The organism is Vibrio sp. 10N.222.52.B7 (assembly GCF_041474275.1).
Classification (GTDB): Bacteria; Pseudomonadota; Gammaproteobacteria; order Enterobacterales; family Vibrionaceae; genus Vibrio; species Vibrio crassostreae_C.
The window spans coordinates 1-402 of the sequence record NZ_JBFRTU010000578.1; the positions used below are offsets into that span (position 1 = coordinate 1).

General features: G+C 40.5%; 1 pseudogene. It reads right to left on the bottom strand.

The features are described 5' to 3' along the window. Positions 1–402, bottom strand: a pseudogene (locus AB4512_RS24280) (hypothetical protein); the annotation flags it as partial.

A 402-nucleotide genomic window follows, 5' to 3' on the forward strand; every position in this document is an offset into this window, starting at 1 on the left:
CGTTAGCCTCAAGTAATCTAGGACCCCATTTATCATATATTTCTGCAAGCTGTTTTCCTGGAATAACAGCCAAATAACTTTCAAGGGCGTCATTTCCACCAGACGCTTTCAGTAACGGAATACCACCGCCAAAGTCATCTTTAAAGTTGATAACGGAATCAGCCCTAACGAGCCCTTGTTCCATGAAACGCTTCAACCGCTTAATATCCCAAATATTCAAGGTTATTGGCTTTTCATCAATAACATCAAAGCTAGCAGCATCAGTTCTTGCTCTATGGTCACCGTTAGTCACGATAATGAATTTTATTTTTTCTACACTATTCCATGTTGCTTTGATTAAATCAGCAATAGCAAATCCTGGGCTCGTTTCTTCAAGCCGCCCTCTAAACTGATCGTCTAAGC